This window comes from Streptomyces flavofungini (assembly GCF_014650815.1).
GTDB lineage: Bacteria > Actinomycetota > Actinomycetes > Streptomycetales > Streptomycetaceae > Streptomyces > Streptomyces flavofungini.
This window is the reverse complement of sequence record NZ_BMVR01000006.1, coordinates 12243-30979: the sequence shown is the minus strand read 5'-3', so window position 1 is coordinate 30979 and position 18737 is coordinate 12243. Positions and strand designations below refer to the sequence as shown.

The 18737-nt window shown below is 72.4% G+C and carries 18 protein-coding genes; 10 read left to right on the top strand and 8 right to left on the bottom strand.

The window, feature by feature from the left end; all coding sequences use genetic code 11:
- Window positions 1-43: 43 nt before the first annotated feature.
- Window positions 44-685 carry a TetR/AcrR family transcriptional regulator gene (locus tag IE274_RS16610; RefSeq protein ID WP_190116560.1) on the bottom strand — a complete coding sequence of 214 codons (642 nt, stop codon included), beginning with the start codon at window positions 683-685 and terminating at the stop codon, window positions 44-46.
- Window positions 686-757: 72 nt separating this feature from the next.
- Between IE274_RS16610 and IE274_RS16605 the strand changes: the two genes are divergently transcribed.
- The 7 genes from IE274_RS16605 to IE274_RS16575 all read left to right on the top strand — a co-directional run bounded on the left by IE274_RS16605 (window position 758) and on the right by IE274_RS16575 (window position 7619).
- Window positions 758-1555 carry an acetoacetate decarboxylase family protein gene (locus IE274_RS16605; protein WP_190116559.1) on the top strand — a complete coding sequence of 266 codons (798 nt, stop codon included), beginning with the start codon at window positions 758-760 and terminating at the stop codon, window positions 1553-1555.
- A 1-nt stretch (window position 1556) separates the two neighbouring features.
- Window positions 1557-2441, top strand: coding sequence for an SDR family NAD(P)-dependent oxidoreductase (locus tag IE274_RS16600; protein WP_190116558.1), 885 nt, complete (start codon window positions 1557-1559; stop codon window positions 2439-2441).
- A gap of 10 nt (window positions 2442-2451) precedes the next feature.
- Window positions 2452-3768, top strand: coding sequence for an amidohydrolase family protein (locus IE274_RS16595; RefSeq protein WP_190116557.1), 1317 nt, complete (start codon window positions 2452-2454; stop codon window positions 3766-3768).
- Window positions 3765-5003: an amidohydrolase family protein gene (locus tag IE274_RS16590; RefSeq protein WP_190116556.1), complete on the top strand. Its 1239-nt coding sequence runs from the start codon at window positions 3765-3767 to the stop codon at window positions 5001-5003. Before IE274_RS16595 ends, IE274_RS16590 begins: the two co-directional genes overlap by 4 nt.
- A gap of 55 nt (window positions 5004-5058) precedes the next feature.
- Entirely contained in the window at window positions 5059-5781 is a 723-nt protein-coding gene (locus tag IE274_RS16585) for a VIT1/CCC1 transporter family protein (RefSeq protein WP_190116555.1), read from the top strand.
- Between the two features lie 123 nt (window positions 5782-5904).
- Complete coding sequence (locus IE274_RS16580) at window positions 5905-6792, top strand: sterol desaturase family protein (RefSeq protein ID WP_190116554.1); 888 nt, start codon at window positions 5905-5907, stop codon at window positions 6790-6792.
- Window positions 6793-6989: 197 nt separating this feature from the next.
- Complete coding sequence (locus tag IE274_RS16575; RefSeq protein WP_229909597.1) at window positions 6990-7619, top strand: lysoplasmalogenase; 630 nt, start codon at window positions 6990-6992, stop codon at window positions 7617-7619.
- Here the strand turns inward: IE274_RS16575 and IE274_RS16570 are convergent.
- From IE274_RS16570 to IE274_RS16550, 5 genes are all read right to left on the bottom strand, one after another.
- A complete protein-coding gene (locus IE274_RS16570) occupies window positions 7588-8622 on the bottom strand; it encodes a CopD family protein (RefSeq protein WP_190117026.1) in 1035 nt (344 codons plus the stop codon). The genes IE274_RS16575 and IE274_RS16570 overlap by 32 nt on opposite strands.
- 291 nt (window positions 8623-8913) lie before the next feature.
- A complete protein-coding gene (locus tag IE274_RS16565; protein ID WP_190117025.1) occupies window positions 8914-10374 on the bottom strand; it encodes a CoA transferase in 1461 nt (486 codons plus the stop codon).
- Window positions 10371-10940, bottom strand: coding sequence for a hypothetical protein (locus IE274_RS16560; protein WP_190116552.1), 570 nt, complete (start codon window positions 10938-10940; stop codon window positions 10371-10373). The genes IE274_RS16565 and IE274_RS16560 overlap by 4 nt, the downstream gene beginning before the upstream one ends.
- A 69-nt stretch (window positions 10941-11009) precedes the next feature.
- Window positions 11010-12611, bottom strand: a complete 1602-nt coding sequence (locus IE274_RS16555) for a S8 family peptidase (RefSeq protein WP_190116551.1) — start codon at window positions 12609-12611, stop codon at window positions 11010-11012.
- Window positions 12612-12624: 13 nt separating this feature from the next.
- Window positions 12625-14208: a S8 family peptidase gene (locus IE274_RS16550; RefSeq protein ID WP_190116550.1), complete on the bottom strand. Its 1584-nt coding sequence runs from the start codon at window positions 14206-14208 to the stop codon at window positions 12625-12627.
- 375 nt (window positions 14209-14583) lie between these two features.
- Between IE274_RS16550 and IE274_RS16545 the strand changes: the two genes are divergently transcribed.
- The 3 genes from IE274_RS16545 (at window position 14584) to moaA (ending at window position 17828) form a co-directional block, all read left to right on the top strand.
- Window positions 14584-14952, top strand: coding sequence for a DUF485 domain-containing protein (locus IE274_RS16545; protein WP_190116549.1), 369 nt, complete (start codon window positions 14584-14586; stop codon window positions 14950-14952).
- On the top strand, window positions 14949-16592 hold the full coding sequence (locus tag IE274_RS16540; RefSeq protein ID WP_190116548.1) for a monocarboxylic acid transporter: 1644 nt from the start codon (window positions 14949-14951) through the stop codon (window positions 16590-16592). The genes IE274_RS16545 and IE274_RS16540 overlap by 4 nt, the downstream gene beginning before the upstream one ends.
- A gap of 192 nt (window positions 16593-16784) precedes the next feature.
- Entirely contained in the window at window positions 16785-17828 is a 1044-nt protein-coding gene (moaA, locus tag IE274_RS16535) for a GTP 3',8-cyclase MoaA (protein ID WP_229909595.1), read from the top strand.
- A gap of 19 nt (window positions 17829-17847) precedes the next feature.
- Here moaA and IE274_RS16530 read toward each other — a convergent pair whose 3' ends face one another.
- Both IE274_RS16530 and IE274_RS16525 read right to left on the bottom strand, forming a co-directional pair.
- Entirely contained in the window at window positions 17848-18072 is a 225-nt protein-coding gene (locus tag IE274_RS16530) for a hypothetical protein (protein WP_190116546.1), read from the bottom strand.
- A 178-nt stretch (window positions 18073-18250) separates the two neighbouring features.
- Complete coding sequence (locus IE274_RS16525; protein WP_190116545.1) at window positions 18251-18640, bottom strand: DUF3099 domain-containing protein; 390 nt, start codon at window positions 18638-18640, stop codon at window positions 18251-18253.
- Window positions 18641-18737: the final 97 nt, after the last annotated feature.

Genomic DNA, 18737 nt, shown 5'->3' with positions numbered 1-18737 from the left:
CGGTCCCCTTCGGGGGCGGCGGTCGGCTCCCGGTGTCGGACCGTCAGTCCCCGGAGGGGGGTTCGAGCAACCCCGCCACCAGGGCCCGCACCGACAGGGCGAACAGCCGCTCCGTGTCCGGCGGCCGGGCCAGGGCACGGGCGAGGGCCGGGTCCTGTTCGGCCGTCCGCGCGTCCCACAGCTCCTGTTCGCCGGGGCGTTGCACGGGCGCGCGCTCGCGGTTGCGCTCGACCAGGACGTGGCCGACGACATGGACCTGGACGGCGCGCACGGCGTCGGCGGCCCGGGCGCCGCGCAGTCCCGCCGCGTGCACCTCGTGCACCAGGGCTCGCTGCGCGGGCAGGAACATCCGCTCCGTCAGGCCGCGTTCGTGGACCATCGCGATGAGGTGCGGATGGTCGCGAAGGAGCCGGCGCAGGGCGCGCGCCACGGAGGCGATGCGCTGGGCGGGCGCGGCGCCGGTGGGGCGGATCTCGCCGAGGTCGGCGACGGTCCGCTCGACGAGGGCGTCCAGGAGCTGCTCGCGGTTGCCGACGTGCCAGTAGATCGAGGTGACGGCGGTGCCGAGCTCGGCGGCGAGCTTGCGCATGGTCAGGGCGCCGGGGCCGTGCTGCTTGACGAGGCCCGCCGCGGCGGCGAGGACCTGTTCCCGGTCGAGATGCGCGCGCGTCTCTTTACCCTTCACGGCTCCTGTTGTAACTGTGTTACAGAACCCCCGCAAGTATCTGACTGTCCGTCGGCGAAAGGGTGGTACGGCATGGCACGCGTACGGTACGGCGCGCGCACCGAGGCCGAAATGGCCGCGACGCGCACCGCGACGTCCAAGCTCCCCGACATCTGGTCCACGGGTGTGGTGGCCGTGTGGGAGAGCGACCCGGACGCGGTCGCCGCGGTCCTGCCGCCGCCGCTGAAGCCCACGGGCCGCCCCCTGGTGCGGGCCGGCATCAGCCGGGTCGAGCTGGCCGGCTATCCGCTGGGCGCGGGTTCGGTGGCCGTCGCGGCGGAGCACGGCGCGGTGGCGGGCTGGTATCCGCTGGTGATGCCGATGACGCACGAGCGGGCCCTGACCGGCGGCCGTGAGGTCTTCGGCGAGCCGAAGAAGCTGGGCGAGGTCACAGTCGAGCGCAACGGCCTGGTGGTGCGGGCCTCGCTGGCCCGGCACGGCATCGCGTTCGTGGAGGTGCGCGGCGCGGTGAGCGGTGGCCTGCCGCTGCCGGAGCCCGCGCGGAAGACCGACTTCTACTTCAAGTTCCTGCCCGCGGTGGACGGTTCGGGTTTCGACGCGGATCCGGTGCTCGTGCACTGCGTACGCGAGGAGCGGGTCCGCAAGCTGGAGAGCGTCACCGGGGACGTGGTGCTGCGCGAGTCGATGTACGACCCGGTGGCCGACCTGCCCGTGCGCCGCCTGGTGGAGCTCACCATCGGCGAGAAGACCAGCGACCAGCGGGGCCGGGTGGTGGAGCGCGTCGACGCGCAGGCCCTGCTGCCCTACATCCACCAGCGCTACGACGACCCGCGGCAGATCCTGGACGGCCCGCCCGAGGGGAGCGTCTGACATGGAGCTGCGCGCCGGGCAGGTCGCCGTCGTCACGGGCGCGGCGAGCGGCGTCGGGCTCGCCCTCGCCCGGCGGTTCGGGGCGGACGGCCTCGCCGTTGTGCTCGCCGACGTCGAGGCGGACGCCCTGGAAAAGGCGGCGGCCGGGCTGCGTGCGGACGGGGCGACCGTGCACGCGCGCGTGGTCGACGTCGGCGTGCGCGAGCAGGTGGTCGCGCTCGCGGACGACGCGTACGACCGGTTCGGCGCCGTGCACGTCCTGTGCAACAACGCCGGGGTGGGCTCCGGCGCCGAGGGCCGGATGTGGGAGCACGAGCCGAACGACTGGAAGTGGGCCTTCGAAGTCAACGTGTGGGGCGTCTTCCACGGCATCCAGGCGTTCGTGCCGAGGATGCTCGCGGGCGGCGAGGAGGGCCACGTCGTCAACACCTCCTCCGGGGACGGCGGCATCGCGCCGTTGCCGACGGCGTCCGTGTACGCGGTCACCAAGGCGGCCGTCGTCACGATGACGGAGTCCCTGTACGCGCACCTGAAGGCCGCCCGCGCGCGCGTGGGCGCCTCCGTGCTCTTCCCCGGGCCCCACATGCTGCGTACGGGCCTGTGGGAGTCCCACCGCAACCGCCCCGAGCGGTACGCCAAGTCCCGCCCCCGCAAGGCGCCCTACCGCAGCCTCGGCCAGTGGGAGGCGGCCATGCGGGAGGCCGGGCAGGAGGTCGAGTTCACGCCCGTGGAGGACGTCGCGGACCTCGTGGCCGAGGGCGTCACGGCGGGCCGCTTCTGGCTGCTGCCCGCGAGCGAGCACAGCGACCGGCAGATCCGGGCGCGGGCGCAGTCGATGCTCGGCCGCACCGACCCGTCGTACCTGGAGAGCTTCATCCTGGACTGAGGGAGCCGTCATGACGGACCCGCACGACACCCGAGAACCCCGACAGCGGCTCCAAGAGCCCTACTTGATCGTCTCCTCCGACTGCCACGCCGGGCTGCCCACCGAGGAGTACCGGCCCTACCTGGACGCCCGGTTCCACCGGGACTTCGACGAGTTCCTCGGCGGGCGCGAGCGGCGCCGCGAGGAGATGACCCGGCTCGGCATCCGCAACGAGGCCTTCGCCGACCGGTGGTTCAGCGACAACGAGGAAGGCCTCAGAGGCGGCTGGGACCCCGCGCAGCGGCTGAAGGAACTGGACGGCGACGGGGTGGCCGCGGAGGTCGTCTTCCCGGACGCCGACGCCGTGGACAGCCGGACCGCCGCGCCCTTCGGAGTGGGCCTCGGCCTCTCCGGCGACCAGGACCCCGACCTCGGCATGGCGGGCGCCCAGGCGCACAACCGGTGGCTCGCCGAGTTCGTGTCGCAGCACCCCGAACGGCACTGCGGCGTCGCCCTGCTGCCCGTCACCGGGGACGTCCCCAGGGTCGTCGCCGAGATCCACCGCGCCAAGGAGTCGGGCCTCGGCGCCCTCATGATCCCCTCCATGTGGGTCGACAAGGCGCCCTACCACGACCGGCGTTACGACCCCGTGTGGGCCGCGGCCGCCGAGTGCGCGATGCCCGTGCTCACCCACTCCGGGGCGGCGCCCCGCGACGAGTACGGCGACCACCTCGGCATCTACGTCTCCGAAGTGACCTGGTGGCCCGCCCGACCCCTGTGGTTCCTGCTCTGGTCCGGGGTGTTCGAGCGGCACCCGGGGCTGCGGTTCGGGGTCGCGGAGTCGGGCTGCTGGTGGCTGCCGAACCTGCTCTGGTTCATGGACCGGCTCTACCTGGGCGCGCACGGCGGCAAGAAGCTGTCGCCGTTCGCCGAGCTGAAGCGCCCGCCGCACGAGTACCTGGACCGGCAGATCTTCGTCTGCGCCACCAACACCAAACGCCGCGAGCTGGCCCAGCGCTACGAGATCGGCGTCGACAACATCCTCTGGGGCAGCGACTTCCCGCACCCCGAGGGCACCTGGCCGGACACGCGCGCGTGGCTCGCGAAGACCTTCCACGACATCCCCGTCGCCGAGACCCGCCGCATGCTGGGCCTGGCCGCCGCCGAGGTCTTCGGTTTCGACACCGCGAAGCTCGCCCCGCTGGCCCGCCGCATCGGCCCGACCCCCGCCGACCTCGGCCAGGACGCCGACCAGGGCGCCGTCGAGGCCTCCTGGGCCCGCTCGCGCGAGGCGGGCCGCCACTGGCTGACCGGCCACGACTTCCCGACACTCGGGGTGACCCCATGACGTACACCGAGACCGACCGCTACACCGTCATCTCCGCCGACTGCCACGCGGGAGCCGACCTCCTCGACTACAAGCCGTACCTGGCCGCCCGCCACCACGACGCCTTCGACGCCTGGGCGGCCACCTACGTCAATCCGTACGAGGACCTGCTCGCCGACACCGCCGACCGCAACTGGAACTCCGACCGCCGCGTCGCCGAGCTGGAGGCCGACGGCATCGTCGCCGAGGTGGTGTTCCCCAACACCATCCCGCCGTTCTTCCCCTCGGCGTCCCTGATGGCCCCGGCGCCGACCCGTGCGGAGTACGAGCAGCGCTGGGCGGGCCTGCGCGCCCACAACCGCTGGCTCGCGGACTTCTGCGCGGCGGCGCCCGGACGCCGGGCGGGCGTCTTCCAGATCCTGCTCAACGACGTCGAGGAGGCGGTGCGGGAGGTCCGCTGGGCCGTCGGCGCGGGCCTCACCGGCGGGGTCCTGGTGCCGGGCACGCCGCCGGGGTCGGGCCTGCCCGAGCTGTACTCGCAGACGTACGACCCGCTGTGGGCGGTCTGCGCGGAGCTCGGTGTGCCCGTGAACCACCACGCGGGCTCGGCCTCGCCGCCGCTCGGCGACGAGCCCGCCGCGCGCGCGGTGTTCATGGTGGAGACGACGTGGTTCTCGCACCGGGCGCTGTGGCACCTGATGTTCGGCGGCGCGTTCCGGCGCCACCCGGAGCTGCGGCTGGTCCTCACCGAGCAGGGCTCCGGCTGGATCCCGGGCGTCCTCGCGATGCTGGACTACTACCACGGGCGGCTCGTCGCGGCCGTCGCCCGCCGGGACACCGCCGAGTCCAAGTTCGGCGCCGGGCTCTTCGAGGCCATGGGCAAGGGGCCCTCCGAGGTGTGGCGGGACAACTGCTACGTGGGCGCCAGCTTCATGCGGCCGCACGAGGCGGCGCTGCGCGACCGCGTCGGCCTCGACAAGATCATGTGGGGCAGCGACTACCCGCACGACGAGGGCACCCACCCCTTCTCGCGCGAGGGCCTGCGCGCCGCCTACGCGGGCCTGCCCCCGGCCGAGGTCGCGGCGATGGCGGGCGGCAACGCGGCCCGCGTGTACGGCTTCGACCTGCGGCGTCTTGACGCGGTCGCGGCGCGGGTCGGGCCCACCGTCCAGGAGCTGGCCGAGCCTCTGAAGGAGCCCCCGGCCGGGGCGACGAGCCCGGTGTTCGCGCCGGGCGGCCAGACCAGGGTGTGGTGAACGCCCCGGTGCGCCGCTCACCCACGAGCGGCGCACCGGGTGAGACCCTCCCCGGATGAGCGATCAAGCCCCGGTCCCCGACCACGACGAGGCCCACGGCGGCGCGCTCGGCACCCGCCTCAACTGGCTGCGCGCCGCGGTGCTCGGCGCCAACGACGGCATCGTGTCCACCGCGGGCCTCGTCGTCGGCGTCGCCGGTGCCACCGGCGAGCGCGCCACGATCCTGACGGCGGGCCTCGCCGGACTGCTCGCCGGGTCGATGTCGATGGCCGCGGGCGAGTACGTCTCCGTGTCCACCCAGCGCGACTCGGAGAAGGCCGCCCTGGCCCTGGAGAAGCGCGAACTGCGCGAGCAGCCGGAGGCCGAACTCGCCGAGCTGACCGACCTCCTCGAAGGGCGCGGGCTCAGCCGCGACGTGGCCCGCGAGGCCGCCGAACAGCTCACCGAGCGGGACGCCCTGCGCGCCCACGCGCGCGTGGAGCTCGGCATCGACCCCGACGAGCTCACCAACCCCTGGCACGCCGCGTGGGCGAGCTTCCTCGCGTTCACCGCGGGCGCGCTGCTCCCGCTGCTCGCCATGGTGCTGCCACCCGTCGACTGGCGCCTCGGCGTCACCGTCCTCTCGGTGCTCGGCGCGCTCGCCCTCACCGGCTTCAGCAGCGCCCGGCTCGGCGCCGCGGCGGTGCGGCCCGCCGTCGTGCGGAACGTGGCGGGCGGGGCGCTGGCGATGGCGGTGACGTACGGGGCGGGGGCGCTGCTCGGTGCGGCCGGGGTGTGACGCGGTGGTCCGGACCCGCGCCCCGCATTGGCGGAGATCACCAAAAACCAGGGTCGTACCCACGGTAATACTTAGCAGTAACAACCCCTAGCGGCGGCCCGGACGCCGTTCTACCGTGCACGCATGTCCCCGAACCTGCCCGATGTGGTGCTGTGGTCCATCCCCGCCTTCGTGCTGCTCACGGTCGTCGAGATCATCAGCCACCGGGTCCACCCCGACGAGGACGCCGCCGGGTACGAGACCAAGGACGCCGCCACCAGCATCACCATGGGGCTGGGCAGCCTGGCCTTCGACTTCCTCTGGAAGATCCCCATCGTCGCGATCTACACCGCGCTGTACACGGTGACACCGCTGCACGTGCCCGTCCTGTGGTGGACGGTCCCGTTGATGCTGCTCGCGCAGGACTTCTTCTACTACTGGTCGCACCGCGGCCACCACGTGATCCGCGTCCTGTGGGCCTGCCACGTGGTGCACCACTCCAGCGAGAAGTTCAACCTCACCACCGCGCTGCGCCAGCCCTGGACGAGCCTCACGGTGTGGCCGTTCTACCTGCCGCTGATCGCGCTCGGCGTGCACCCGGCCGCCCTCGCCTTCTGCTCCGCGACGAACCTCGTCTACCAGTTCTGGATCCACACCGAACGCATCGGCAAGCTGCCCCGGCCCATCGAGTACGTCTTCAACACCCCGTCCCACCACCGCGTCCACCACGCGTCCCAGGGCGGCTACCTGGACCGCAACTTCGGCGGCATCCTGATCGTCTGGGACCGCCTGTTCCGCTCCTGGGTCGCCGAGACCGACCGCCCGGTCTACGGCCTCACCAAGAACATCACGACGTACAACCCCCTGCGCGTGGCCACCCACGAGTACGCGGCCATGGCCAGGGACCTGAAGCAGGCAGCCACCTGGAGCGACCGAGCAGGCCACGTCTTCCGAGGTCCCGGCTGGCAACCGCCCCAGCCGCCGACCGCGGCACCGGCACCCCAGGAACGCACAACGGAGCCAGCGGCGTGAGCCGCGTGGAGCCGGGCCGCCGCGTGGCCGACGGTGAGCCGAGTCTGCCGCCCCCCGTCGTGGGCCACCGTGCCGCAGGGCGATGGGGGTCCCCCCGCTCGGGCGCGGCCGAGAGCGGGGGAGGGCGGGCACAGCCCCCGGTGCCGGGTGCCCGAACGCCCGCGCTCACGAGGCACCGCTACGGCACCGCCGCACTCGTGGCATTCGGCCTGGCGGCAGCCGGTGACCTCGCGGCCCTGGCCCTCGGGGCCGACCTCGGCCACACGATCCTCAAGCCGCTCCTGATGCCGCTGCTCGCCGCCTACGTGGTCCTGCGCCAGGGCCCACCCCTCCTGACCGCGGCCCTCCTCTTCGGCTGGGGCGGCGACGTCCTCCTCCTGGGTGAAGGCGACCTCGTCTTCCTCGCGGGCATGGGCTCCTTCGCCCTCGGCCACCTCTGCTACCTGGCCCTGTTCCGCAGGAACGGCGAGGGCCACGGCACCGCCCGAGGCACCTTCATCGTGGCCACGTACGCCTGCGCCCTGATCATCACCGTGGCCCTCCTCTGGCCCGACCTCCCGCCGGACATGCGCATCCCGGTGGCGGGCTACAGCCTGCTCCTCACCGCCATGGCCTTCGGCGCGACCACCCTCGGCCTGACCGCCGCGGCGGGCGGCGGCCTCTTCCTCCTGTCGGACACCCTCATCGCCACGGACGTCGCCGACTGGGCCCAGGCGCCCCGCCCCGACTTCTGGATCATGCTGACCTACCTGGCCGCCCAGATCCTCCTGACGACCGGCGTCCGCACCGGCACCCTCACCAGCGAATCGGCACCGGCACGGCCGTGAGCAGCGCCGACACCGCGACGACGGCGCCGAGCACCATCACCTCGGCGCGCGCGGGCGCGTACGTGGTGAGCCCGCCCCGAGGGGACCGCTTCAGCCGGCGGCGGGCGAGCAGCGCGAGGACGGCGACGACGCCCACGAGCAGCACCTTGGCGACCAGGGTGCGGCCGTAGGCCGTCTCCGTGAGCTGGTCCACCACGGTGTCCGGCGGCATGCGGCGCAGCGTGCTGACGATCCCGCTCGCGGTGATCGCGGCGAACAGGACGGCAGCCACGCGCGCGTAGAGGCCCAGTACGGCAACGCCCGCCTCCGGGGCGCCCTTTCGCCAGCTCCGCAGGGTACGCAGCGCGTACAGCAGGCCGCCCGCCCACAGCGCCGCGCACGTCAGGTGCACCAGGGTGAGCCCCGAGCCGACGAGCGCGGCCTCCTCCGTCGGCGGGTGCGCGCGCAGCGCCTCCGCCACGATCACGGCGGCCAGCGGAAGCACCGCGCTGTCCGGGCGGCGCGAGCGGGCGCAGAGGGCGGCCGCGACGAAGGCGTTGACCTCCAGGAGCGCGAGGCGGCCGTCCCGCGACTGGTAGAGCCCGCCGACGTCCAGGTCGGACAGCTGGTGCGGCACCAGGTTGCCGCTGGCCACGACCGAGGCGAGGCCGAGCGCGGCGACACCGCCCGCGGTGGCCGCCCACCACCCCCACCGCGGCGGCGCCGAGGCGAGCGGCGCCCCCGGTACGCGGCGCGCGAGCCGCCGTACGAACACCTCGCCCACCTGCACGCACAGCGCGGCGAACAGCACCGTCCGCAGGAACGTGATGCCGGGCGTACCGGGCGCCTCGGCCTCACCGGTGCCGTCCAGGACGGCGGCGGGCCCGAACAGCGGGACGACCGCGGCGACGGCCACGAGGACGAGCAGGGCGACGGCCCGGCCGGAGGAGGGGCGGCGGGGTGCGGTGGCATGGGGGGCCGGGGGTGCGGCGGGCGGCGCCGGGGGGTACTCCGCGCGCCGCACGGTGAGGTGCAACGTGTCGGCCGGGTTCGGATACGTCGTGTCGGGCGCGGCCGGGTACGCCGTGTCGGGCGGAGCCGCGTGCGCGTCGGCCGGGCCCGCGTACCCGGGATGGTGCGGCGCGGCCGGATACCCCGTGTGCGACGAGGCGGCGGCCGTCCCGGCCGTGGCCTCGCCTCCCGGTTCCCCTGGCGGTCGTATGGAGCTCACCACAAGATCTTCACCAGTCGTCGCACTCCCGGGCAAGTCCGGGCAAACAACTGGCGGAACGTCATTCCGTGGAGCGGGGCCCGGTCACCGCCACACCGGGCCGTCCGCGCCCCAACCGCCCGGCGGCCGCTCCCAGTTCACGGGCCCGGCGGCGAAGGTCACCGGCGGCAGGGCGTACCGCAGCCGCCCGAGGGGACCGTCCATCCCGGTGAGCCACGGGTCCGCCGCGTACGTCGGCCACCCCGTGAGCCACGCCGCCGTCCGCGCCAGAGCGAGCCGCACGACCGCCGTGCCGCCCGCACCGCCCGTGCCGTCGCCACCCCCGGCCAGGCGCTCCGAGAGCGACCGCAGCACCGCCGCGGCAAGCAGATAGCCCGTGCCGTGGTCCAGCGCCTGCGCGGGCAGCGCACCGGGTGCCTCCGGCGCGCCCTCGACGGCCGCGATGCCCGTGGCCACCTGCACCAGGCTGTCGAAGCCGCGGCGGCCGGACCACGGGCCGCTCGTGCCCCACGCCGAGAGCTGCGCCACGACCAGGCCGGGCCGCCGCTCGGCCAGCGCCTCCGGGGCGAGCCCGAACCGGTCGAGGGTGCCGGGCCGGTAGCCGGTCACGACCACGTCGGCCCGGGCGAGCAGGTCCGCGAAGGCGCGCCGGTCCGCGTGGGCGCTGAGGTCAAGGGTGGTGGAGCGTTTGCCGAAGCCCGTGTCCGCGTGCTGGTCGGGGAGTTCGGGCAGGTGCGGCGGGTCGACGCGCAGCACGTCGGCGCCGAGCAGGGCGAGGGTGCGGGTGGCGACCGGTCCGGCGATGACGCGCGTGAGGTCGAGGACGCGGAGCCCGGCGGCGGGCAGGAGCGGGTGCGCGTCGCCCGGTTCGCCCAGGGGCGTCGGCGGCGGCACCTCGGACGGCCCCCCGAACTGCTCCCGGCCCACCAGGGGCAGCCCGGCCACCGCGGCCCCCTGCGGATGCGCCGCCCACTCCGCCGGCGTCCGCAGGGCCACGGCCAGACCTCCGGCGGCGTACACGGCCTCCTCGGCCTCGGCCGCGGGCAGCTCCGCGAGCCGGGCGCCGACGCGCTCCACGGACGCGTCGCCGTCGAGGCCCAGCGCGGCGAGGAGGCGGGCCCGGTGGTGCGGGTAGTTGGCGTGCGTGCGCACCCAGCCGTCGGCGGCGCGCCAGAAGCGAGACAGGGGCGCGAACGACTCCGGCGCGCGCCCGTTCACGAGGAGCTGCCGTTCACTGGTGAACGCGGCGGCCACGGAACCGTCGTCCACGCGCGCGTGCGGCACGTCCCGCCCCGTGCGCAGAGCCGCCAACTCGGCCGCGGCGAGCGCGCAGACGCCCACACAGGACCGCGCGAGCGCCCGTACGGGGAGCCGCGCGGGCAGGGTGTCGTCCCGTACGACGGGGGAGAGGCGGGACAGGAGCGCGGGGTCGCCCCCGAGCGCGTCCCAGGCGACGGCGGCCCCGTGCAGCGGCTCCGGGACCACGTCCTCGGACCCCCGGCGGGCGGCCCCGCTCGACGGCTCCGGCCCCGCGGCCCCGCTCATCCGCTGCCCGGTCCCGTGGCCCCCGGCGCCGAAGCCGCCGACCACCACAGCCGGATCTCCTCCGCCGGGTCCGACGGCCGCAGCTCCCAGCCACGCCGGGCCGCCGCCTCGACCACGTACGCGCCGCCCACGCCCCGGTACGTGCGCCACGGCACCTCGCACTCCACCGGCGGCGCGGGCTTCTTCGGGACCTTGGGGGCCGACGCGCGCTTGGTCCACTTGTCCAGGTACTCGTCGACCCGCGCGCGGCAGAAGGCGGCGTCGCCCTCGTGCCACAGCTCGGACCACGTCACGGACCAGCGCGGCCAGAGGGAGATCTTGCTGATGACGGCGTCCATGGCACGCTCGGCGCCGCGCTCGAAGCCCGGGATGATGGTCAGGAGCTCGGCGAACATCGCGACCACGATGGTGGCCAGCGCGACGACCACCAGCAGCAGCCACCACACCGGCAGGATCAGCACGGTGAGCACGAAGCGGGGCCACAACTGCCATGCGGAGCGCGTGGGTTCGGCCAGCCACTCCTGCTGACCTTGGTAGACGAACGACGAGTCCTGATACGCGTACATGCCGGCATCCTCTCGCGAAGGGCCGGACGGTCCGCACACCGCCCGGCCCTTCACCGCCTCACCGAGGCGCTACTTCCGTACGGCGTCCAGCGCGTCGGACATGCCCACGCCGTAGAAGCCGTTCTTGTTCTTGCCGCCCGCGCACACCGCGTCGACCTTGCCGTCGCCGTCGATGTCGTACGGGTCGGTGCACGCCATCGCGTCGGCCTGGCGGTAGAGCAGGGCCTTCACCCGGGCCGCGGAGGCCTTCGGGTGCGTCGACTTGATGAGCGCGGCCACGCCCGCGGTGTGCGGCGAGGCCATCGACGTACCGGCCTTGTAGCCGAACTTGCCGCCCGGCAGCGTCGACAGGATCAGACCGCTGGTGGCGGGCGGCTGCGGCTTCTGGAAGGCGGTGGAGTCGCCGCCCGGGGCCGCGATGTCGACGACGCCCTTGCCGTAGTTCGAGAACGACGACTTGATGCCCTTGGCGCCCGTCGACGACACGGTCACCACACCCGGAAGCTGCGACGGTATGTCGAGGCAGTCCGCGGTCTTGATGGTCCGCTTGACGGGCGTCGTGTCGTCCGGGCTGGACTCGTCGACGATCTCGTCCTGGGCCAGGTCCGTCTCCGCGTTGCCGGCCGCGGCGACGTTCACCGCGCCCTTGCGCTCGGCGTACTTGGTGGCCCGCCCGACCGCGTCGACCAGCGCCTTCTGGTCGGCGTCGGTACGGCAGTTGAACAGCCACGGGTCGGTGTAGTAGCTGCTGTTCGTGACGTCCACGCCGTGGTCGGCCGCCCACATGAAGCCGCAGACGACGGCCTCCGTGTAGTACATGCCGGTCGCGGGCTCCGCCACCTTCAGGCTCGCCACCTTCACGCCCGGAGCGACACCGGTGACGCCGGTGCCGTTCTTCGCGGCGGCGATGGTGCCCGCCACGTGCATGCCGTGGTCGCTCTCCTTGGCCACCGGCCGCCACGCGTTGTCCTTCTGCGTGGGCACGCCGCCCAGACAGCTCGCGGACGCGCGCTTGTCGAAGTTCGGCGCGATGTCCGGGTGGGTGTCGTCGACGCCGGAGTCGAGGACGCCGACGGTCACCTTCGAGCTGCCGAGGGAGACCTTGTGGGCCTGGTCCGCCTTCATGGCGGGCAGGTCCCACTGCAGCGGCTCCAACTCGTCCTGCCCGGCCCCCGCCTCGCCCGCGGCGGCCTCGGCCTCCTTGGCGGACAGCGGCCTGGACGCGTCGATGTCGTCGCTGGACTGCGCCTGCAGCGGCGCGGTGCGGGTGGCACCGGCCGACTGCACGCCCTTGACCTTGCGGATCGTCTTCGCGAAGTCGGGGTTCGCCGAGTGCACGACGATGACACCGATCTTGTCGTACGAGATCACGACCTTGCCGTCGGCCTTGGCGATGGCCTTCTTGACGTACTTGGCCGCCCAACCGCCGTGCCCGGTGCGGACGTTGACGACATAGCTCATCGACGAGCCGTCCGCGGCTGAGGCGAGCACGCCGATGCCCGCGGCAGCCGGAGCCGGGGCGGCCGGAGAGTCGCTCTGCGCCGACGCGGTGCCCGGCAGGAACGCGAGCGCGGACACCACCGCGACGCCGAGGGGAAGGGCGACGGCGCGGCGCGCGTACGGCGTGGACCGTACGGACTTGCCGTGCTGACTGGTCTTCGTGCTGTTCAAGGTGCTGTTCCCCTTACTTCTTCACGGCGTCGAGCGCGTCGACGATCCCGTAGCCGTAGAAGCCGTTGCGGTTCTTGCCGCCCTCGCAGACGGCGTCGACCTTGCCGTCACCGTCCGGGTCGTAGGGCTTCGTCGGGCAGCCCGGGTTGTCGGCCTGGCGCTTGAGCAGCCGCTGCAACTCGGCCGGGCCCGCCTTCGGGTGCGTCGACTTCAGCAGCGCCGCGACGCCCGCCGCGTGCGGGGACGCCATGGACGTGCCCTGCAGCCACGCGTACTGGCCGCCCGGCATCGTGGAGAGGATGCCGCCGTCCTTGGACGGGGTGTCGGTCGGCTTCTGGTAGCGCCGGTCGCCGCCGGGGGCCGCGATGTCGATGACGCCGTTGCCGTACGTCGAGTAGTACGACTTGGCCTTGTACACGCCCGTCGCGCTGACCGTGACGACGCCCGGGAGCTGGGTCGGGATGTCGAGGCACTTGTGCGGGTCGATGGTGCGCGTGACCGGCGTGGAGTCGTCGGGGCTGGAGTCGTCGACGATCGCGTCGGAGTCCAGGTCGTGGTTGGAGTTGCCCGCGGAGGCGAGGTTCAGGGTGCCCTTGCGCTGGGCGTAGCGCTGGGCGCGGTTGACCGCGTCGAGGATGGCCCGCTGGTCCGGGTCGTCCTTGCAGTTGTACAGCCACGGGTCCACGTAGTAGCTGTTGTTGGTGATCTCGATGCCGTGGTCGGCGGCGAACACGAAGGCGCAGACCACGCTCTCCGGGAAGAACAGCTCGCTGACCGGGTCGGCCACCTTGATGCCCGCGACCTTCACACCGGGTGCGACACCCGCGACGCCGACGTCGTTGCGCGCGGCGGCGACCTCGCCCGCCACGTGCGTACCGTGGTAGTGCTCGGGCTTCGCCGGGCGCCAGGCGCCGGGGGAGGTGTCGGCCTTGCCGCCGACACAGCTCGCGGACTGCGAGGCCGAGAAGTTGGGCGCGAGGTCGGGGTGGGTGTCGTCCACGCCGGTGTCGATGACGCCGACGGTGACCTTCTTGCTGCCCGGGTTGATCTTCGCCGCCTTGTCGGCGCCGATGGCCCGCAGGTCCCACTGGTCGGCTTCCAGGGGCTCCTGGGCGGCGGCGCCGCCCTTGCCCGCGGCGGCCCGCTGCTTGAGCGCCTTGGCCTGTTCCTTCGACACGAAGGACGGCGCGCCCTCCTGCGTGGTGGCGGCCGGGGTGAGCGGCGAGGTGCGGGTGGCGCCCGCGGAGTGCACACCGCGCACGTCGCGCAGCGTCTTGCCGAAGTCCGGATTGGCCGAGTGGGCGACGATCACGCCTATTTTCGCGTACGTGACGACGACCGTGCCGTCGGCCTTGGCTATCGCCTTCTTCACGTACGCCAGGGTCTTGGCGTCCGACCTGGTGTTGATGACGTACGCCAGCTTGCCGGCCGCGTCGGTGTCCGCGGCCCGCGCCGTGCTGGAGCCGGGGGCGTCGAGCGGGGCGGCGGTCGCGGCGCCGGGCGCGAAGCCGACCGCTGCGGCGAGCACGACACCGAGCGGCAGCGCGAGCGCCAGTCGTCTGGAGCGCGACGTGCGTGACGAGCGCAGATGAGCCATGGGATCTCCACATCATCCGGATACGGAACTGCCCGAACACTGCTGGTGCTCGGGCAGGTGCATGACGAGTGGTGCAGGGTGAAGCTATCCCCCGAACTCCCAGGCCAGCAATGCCTTCCCGAAGAAAGCGGGAAAAGCGTGAGTTCGACCGCTTCGGGCGTGCCGCCGAGACGTTGAACAGCGGACAGAAGCAATATCAACCCCCTGTCGGATCACGTCCCCGGGGCTTAGCATCACCATCCGCGGCCACGTGATCCGTGTCACTATCCGTGTCACTCACGACGGCCCCGAGAGCAGAGAACGCAGACCCCCATGCACCGCACCGCCTCCGACTCCCCCCACCTCCCCACCACCCCCGTCCCACGAGGAGACTCCGTGGCCACCGACGTACCGCCACCATCGAAGGGCGGCTCAGAACCCACCCCCGTCACGCCCTCCACGGAGGAGTTCGTCGCGGCGCAGCAGAGCGCGGAGTTCGGTGAACTGCGCACCGCCCACCGCTCGTTCGCGTTCCCGCTGACCATCGCGTTCATCGCCTGGTATCTCGTGTACGTGCTGCTCTCGAACTACGCGGGCGACTTCATGGGCACCAAGGTCGTCGGCAACATCAACATCGCCCTCGTCCTCGGCCTCGCCCAGTTCCTGACCACGTTCCTCATCGCCTGGTGGTACTCCCGCCACGCCGCCACCAAGCTCGACCCCAAGGCAGAGGCGATCAAGTCCCGGATGGAGGGCGGCGCGTGAGCACCCTTCAGCTCCACTCGGCGCAGAGCACCGTGCTGGCCGCGAACGAGGCCAGCGAGCACCGGCCGCTGATCATCACACTGTTCGCGGTCTTCGTCGTCGCCACCCTCGTCATCACCGTGTGGGCCGGCCGGCAGACCAAGAGCGCCGCCGACTTCTACGCGGGCGGACGGCAGTTCACCGGCTTCCAGAACGGCCTCGCCGTCTCCGGCGACTACATGTCCGCCGCGTCCTTCCTCGGCATCGCGGGCGCCATCGCCCTGTTCGGCTACGACGGCTTCCTGTACTCCATCGGCTTCCTGGTCGCCTGGCTGGTGGCGCTGCTCCTGGTCGCCGAGCCGCTGCGCAACTCCGGCCGCTACACCATGGGCGACGTCCTCGCGTACCGCATGCGCCAGCGTCCGGTGCGGACCGCGGCGGGCACCTCGACCATCGTCGTCTCGATCTTCTACCTGCTCGCGCAGATGGCGGGCGCGGGCGTCCTGGTCTCGCTGCTCCTCGGCATCACCAGCGACGCGGGCAAGGTCGGCATCGTCGCCCTCGTCGGCATCCTGATGATCGTGTACGTCACCATCGGCGGCATGAAGGGCACCACCTGGGTGCAGATGGTCAAGGCGGTCCTGCTGATCGCCGGGGCGCTGCTGCTGACCTTCCTGGTCCTGCTGAAGTTCGACTTCAACATCTCCGACCTGCTCGGCAGCGCCGCGGAGAACAGCGGCAAGGGCGCGCCGTTCCTGGAGCCCGGCCTGAAGTACGGCGTCACGACGACGTCCAAGATCGACTTCATCTCGCTGGGCATCGCCCTGGTGCTCGGCACGGCGGGCCTGCCGCACATCCTGATCCGCTTCTACACGGTGCCGACGGCCAAGGCCGCCCGGAAGTCCGTGAACTGGGCGATCGGCATCATCGGCGCCTTCTACCTGATGACGATCGCCCTCGGCTTCGGCGCTGCCGCGCTGATCACACCCAAGGAGATCACCGATTCCAACCCGGCGGGCAATACGGCCGCGCCCCTGCTCGCACTCCATCTGGGCGGAGTGGACTCCAACTGGGGCGCCATCCTGCTCGCCACCATCTCCGCCGTCGCGTTCGCCACGATCCTCGCGGTCGTCGCGGGCCTCACCCTCGCCTCGTCCTCGTCGTTCGCGCACGACATCTACGCCAACGTCATCAAGAAGGGCAAGGCGGGCGAGAAGGAAGAGGTCAGGGCCGCGCGCTGGGCGACCGTCTTCATCGGCCTGATCTCCATCGGCCTCGGCGCCCTCGCCCGCGACCTGAACGTGGCGGGCCTGGTGGCCCTCGCCTTCGCGGTGGCCGCGTCCGCGAACCTGCCGACGATCCTCTACAGCCTGTTCTGGAAGCGGTTCACCACCCAGGGCGCGCTGTGGTCGATCTACGGCGGCCTCACCACGGCCGTCGTCCTGGTGCTCTTCTCGCCCGTCGTCTCCGGCAACGCGAAGACATCCATGTTCAAGGGCGTCGACTTCCACTGGTTCCCGCTGGAGAACCCGGGCCTGATCTCCATCCCGGTCGGCTTCCTGCTCGGCTGGCTCGGCACCGTCCTGTCGAAGGAGGAGCCCGACAAGGAGAAGTACGCGGAGCTGGAGGTCAGGTCCCTGACCGGCACCGGAGCCCACTGAGCCCGCTGCGGCCCGCTGTCTGAAGGGCCCACGTCGCGGCCGCGCCGTCGAGATCGTCGTAGATCTCTACGACGCGGCCGCGCCGCTCCTGTTGGATCATGCCCCTCTTCGATGTCAGCACCGTCACGTAGGCTCATGGTCAAAGGGCGTAGCAACGCCGCCATGCCGATCCGGACCGGGGAGGGGGCCCACGTGCTCATTGACACGTATGGCCGAGTGGCCACCGATCTGCGGGTGTCGCTGACCGACCGATGCAATCTGCGGTGCACGTACTGCATGCCGGAAGAGGGCCTGCAGTGGCTGGCCAAACCCGACCTGCTCACGGACGACGAGATCGTCCGCCTCGTCCGCATAGCCGTCACGCGCCTCGGCATCCAGGAAGTCCGCTTCACCGGCGGTGAGCCCCTGCTACGCCCCGGCCTCGTCGGCATCGTCGAGCGCTGCGCCGCCCTGGAGCCGCGCCCCCGGATGTCCCTGACGACGAACGGCATCGGCCTCAAGCGCACCGCCAAGGCCCTGAAGGAAGCGGGCCTGGACCGGGTCAACGTCTCCCTGGACACCCTGCGCCCGGACGTCTTCAAGACCCTCACCCGCCGTGACCGCCACCGCGACGTCCTCGAAGGCCTCGAAGCCGCCCGCGACGCCGGCCTGACCCCGGTCAAGGTGAACACGGTCCTGATGCCGGGCCTGAACGACGACGAGGCCCCCGACCTCCTTGCCTGGGCCGTCGAGAACGACTACGAACTGCGCTTCATCGAGCAGATGCCCCTGGACGCCCAGCACGGCTGGAAGCGCGACGGCATGATCACGGCCGGTGACATCCTGGCCTCGCTGCGCACCCGCTTCACCCTCACCGAGGAGGGCACCGAGAAGCGCGGCTCCGCCCCGGCCGAGCGCTGGGTCGTCGACGGCGGCCCGCACCGCGTCGGCGTGATCGCCTCCGTCACCCGCCCGTTCTGCTCGGCCTGCGACCGCACCCGGCTCACGGCCGACGGCCAGGTGCGCACCTGCCTGTTCGCCACCGAGGAGACCGATCTGCGGGCGGCGCTGCGGGCCGCGCCCGAGGGCGCCGCGGACGGCGCCGACGGCTCCGGTGACGCCGACGGCTCGGACGGCTCGGACGAGGAGATCGCCCGCATCTGGCGGCTCGCGATGTGGGGCAAGAAGGCGGGCTCCGGCCTCGACGACCCGTCGTTCCTCCAGCCCGACCGCCCGATGTCCGCGATCGGCGGCTAGACCGGATCCGGACCGGCGGTCAGCCGGTCGAGCCCTCCGGCTGCTCCCACTCGGCGAGCGGGACGACGTCCTTCAAGAAGCCCCGTACGCCCAGGAATTGGGACAGGTGCTCGCGGTGTTCGTCGCACGCGAGCCACGTCTTGCGGCGCTCCGGAGTGTGGATCTTCGGGTTGTTCCAGGCGAGCACCCAGACCGCGTCGACGCGGCAGCCCTTGGCGGAACAGATCGGTGTTTCGTCGCTCACGTACTCATCCCAAACAAGGCGACGCCGAGCAGCCACGGGGGGAGCTGCCCGGCGTCGGTCTGTCGCTCCGACGGGGGATGCGGAGCGCGTACGAAGTATGTCACGGGGAACCGGCCGCCTGGCACTGGAACTACATGATTGATCTGAGGTTTTCTTGAGCTTGGCGTAAGGTCGACGGTCAACTCTGTTCGCTCGACCGTGCCTTGAAGTCCTCGTACGTGACCCCGGTCACATCTTCCGGGACGGGTTCCGCGGCCCCTTCGGGGGGCGCCGTCGGCGGCAGCATCGGCCGTGACGGTGCCGGTACGAAGGTTGACGGCAGCGACGGAGCGTTCTCCCGCCCGGCGTTGGCGATCACCACGGAGACGTAAGGAAGGAGCACTCCGAGTACCAGCGCGACCAGAGCGACGTGCCGCTCCACGTTCCAGAGCACCGCGGCGGCAATGACTGAAACAGTGCGGACCGACATCGAGATCACATAGCGTCGTTGCCGCCCCCGGATGTCGTCCGCGAGGCCCTGGCGGGCCCCGGTGATCCGGAAGACCTGCGCGCTGCTCTGCTTCCGCATCGCGTTCCACCGCCTGCCCGTTATGCCAGGCTCTCCCCGGCCTGGACGCCCCACCACGTTACGCCGCGGCTGCGCCGACGCGTAGACCGGGGGGCGG

Coding starts and splice junctions, on each gene's coding strand:
- IE274_RS16580 (WP_190116554.1), top strand. CDS start 5,905: ATGTCCCCGAACCTGCCCGATGTGGTGCTGTGGTCCATCCCCGCCTTC.
- IE274_RS16525 (WP_190116545.1), bottom strand. CDS start 18,640: ATGCGGAAGCAGAGCAGCGCGCAGGTCTTCCGGATCACCGGGGCCCGC.
- IE274_RS16565 (WP_190117025.1), bottom strand. CDS start 10,374: ATGAGCGGGGCCGCGGGGCCGGAGCCGTCGAGCGGGGCCGCCCGCCGG.
- IE274_RS16595 (WP_190116557.1), top strand. CDS start 2,452: ATGACGGACCCGCACGACACCCGAGAACCCCGACAGCGGCTCCAAGAG.
- IE274_RS16550 (WP_190116550.1), bottom strand. CDS start 14,208: ATGGCTCATCTGCGCTCGTCACGCACGTCGCGCTCCAGACGACTGGCG.
- IE274_RS16585 (WP_190116555.1), top strand. CDS start 5,059: ATGAGCGATCAAGCCCCGGTCCCCGACCACGACGAGGCCCACGGCGGC.
- IE274_RS16600 (WP_190116558.1), top strand. CDS start 1,557: ATGGAGCTGCGCGCCGGGCAGGTCGCCGTCGTCACGGGCGCGGCGAGC.
- IE274_RS16560 (WP_190116552.1), bottom strand. CDS start 10,940: ATGTACGCGTATCAGGACTCGTCGTTCGTCTACCAAGGTCAGCAGGAG.
- IE274_RS16590 (WP_190116556.1), top strand. CDS start 3,765: ATGACGTACACCGAGACCGACCGCTACACCGTCATCTCCGCCGACTGC.
- IE274_RS16605 (WP_190116559.1), top strand. CDS start 758: ATGGCACGCGTACGGTACGGCGCGCGCACCGAGGCCGAAATGGCCGCG.